We start from the raw sequence: 1,986 nt of genomic DNA, 5'->3' as shown, positions 1-1,986 counted from the left end.
CGTTATCATCGAGGCCGAGGGACAAATCATTCGGCGCATCTTCCAGGAATACGTCGAGKGTCGAACCCCTCGCGAAATCGCGCACGATCTCAACAAGGACGGGGTATCACCTCCGCGAGGCCGAGCATGGAATGCCTCAACGATCAACGGCAACCTTGAGAGGGGGGCCGGCATCCTGCAGAACGAGCTCTATGTGGGACGTCTCGTTTGGAACAAGGTCAGGATGGTGAAAGATCCTGACACGGGAAAGCGACTGTCACGCCCCAACCCGCAGAGTGAGTGGCAGGTTGCTGACGTGCCGCATCTTGCAATTATCAACCCCGAACTGTTCGCGGCGGCTCAGAAACGCAAAGAAGTGCGCGGTCATACTCATCCTAGCCATCAACGTCGGCCACGCCGGATGCTCTCTGGTCTGCTCCGTTGCGGTTCGTGCGGCGCCGGCATGTCGACCAATGGCAAAGACAAATCGGGGCGCGTTCGCATTCGCTGCTCAGCAGCGACAGAGAGCGGCACGTGCCCGGACGCAAAGACTTTCTATCTCGAAACGGTTGAGAGCGCTGTTCTCAGCGGACTAAAGGCCGAGTTGCGAGCACCGAAGGTTATTGCGGAGTACGTGCGTACTTATCTCGAAGAGCGAAATCGCCTCGCAATCACCTCGAATGCAAAAAGGCAGCATCTCGAACAGCAACTCGCGCAATTGAATCGGGAAATCGAACGACTGGTAGATGCGATCGCGAAGGGGCACGGCGATCCATCCATTCTCGGTCCGCGATCGACCGCCCTCGGTGCCGAACGCGAGCGCATATCTGAAGAGTTGCGGAGTGAACCGCCGGCCGCAAAAGAGGTCGCGCTGCATCCAACTATTCTCAAGCGATATGAAGAACAGCTAGGTCGGCTCGAGGAGGCGCTAACGAAGGGTATCAGTTCGGGCGACGGAGAGGCCGCCGAGCCATCAGAGACCTGATCGACACGGTCACCGTCTTCCGAGATCCATCACGCCTCGGTGGCGTAAGGGTGGAGATATCAGGCCGATTGAACGCCCTCTTGGGGGAAAAAGCTTTCCCAAACCAAGTCAAAGGGGTGTGGGGAAAGATGGTAGCGGGAGAGGGACTCGAACCCCCGACCCCAGGATTATGATTCCCGTGCTCTAACCAGCTGAGCTACCCCGCCACAGGGTCGCGAGGGCCGAATAAGGCCGATCTCACGAACGCGCGGCATATAAGGAAGGGGGCGGCGGGCTGTCAAGCAAAGTGGTCCGCCTTCCGCCTGCGCCAAGGCTCCGGCGGGATAAGTCGCGGGTGGGTGGAAAAGCGGCTGATTTCGGCGCCGGATTCGCTCGTTTTCGGGCACCGGACTCGTGGAGAGTCCCCCTCACCCGAAATCCGCGCTTTCGCACGGATTTCGGCCTCTCCCCGCATCCGCCTTCGCCAAGGCTTCGGCGGGACAAGGGCGGGGAGAGGCGAAAACAAGGGCTATTTCGGCCTGACCGTCGGGTCGCCGCCRGGGCTGCCGGGGGGCGGGATGACCGGGGTGTTGGCGCCGGTGTCAGGGGCTGGGGCGTGCATGTCGGGGTCGACGCCGGCGGGCGGGCAGAGCACGCCGTCGGATCTGGCGAGCCTGTCGCCGAGCGGTTCCCGGGACTGGCCGGTGGTGGTGCCGTCGGGCACAGCCGCGCGGTTCGGCCGGTCCTGCGGCATGCAGTTGGCCGCGTGCTGCGGCGATGGCGGCGCGGTCGCTTGCGGCGGCGTCGCAGGGGCGGGCGGGGCCTGCGCGATCGCGGCACCGGAGGCGGCGATGACGAGGCTCGCGAAGAGGAGCTTTGATGTCCTGCGCATGGGAGGGAAACGCACGGGTCGGGCCGGATGTTCCAGCCTCAAGCGCGATGTGATCGGGGTTGAGGTCGGCGCGAATCAAGATTCGATCGCCGCCGCGAACTCGGTGCACCTCTCCCGCTTGCGGGGGAGGTCGGCACGCAGTGCCGGGTGG

Annotated in this window: 2 protein-coding genes and 1 tRNA gene; 1 reads left to right on the top strand and 2 read right to left on the bottom strand. The window is 63.3% G+C overall.

Annotated features, from left to right (window positions below; genetic code table 11):
• Nucleotides 1-964: recombinase family protein (locus tag ACXJL8_RS39735; protein WP_456686888.1), on the top strand; the 964-nt coding region annotated here is incomplete at its 5' end.
• Between the two features lie 129 nt (nt 965-1,093).
• Here ACXJL8_RS39735 and ACXJL8_RS39730 read toward each other — a convergent pair.
• Nucleotides 1,094-1,170: transfer RNA gene (locus ACXJL8_RS39730), tRNA-Met, on the bottom strand.
• Nucleotides 1,171-1,472: 302 nt separating this feature from the next.
• Nucleotides 1,473-1,835, bottom strand: a complete 363-nt coding sequence (locus tag ACXJL8_RS39725) for a hypothetical protein (protein ID WP_456623921.1) — start codon at nt 1,833-1,835, stop codon at nt 1,473-1,475.
• Between the last annotated feature and the right edge of the window lie 151 nt (nt 1,836-1,986).

Source organism: Bradyrhizobium sp. P5_C11_2 (genome assembly GCF_054049755.1).
The sequence above is the reverse complement of the archived record's forward strand: the minus strand, read 5'-3'. Positions and strand labels throughout refer to the sequence as shown.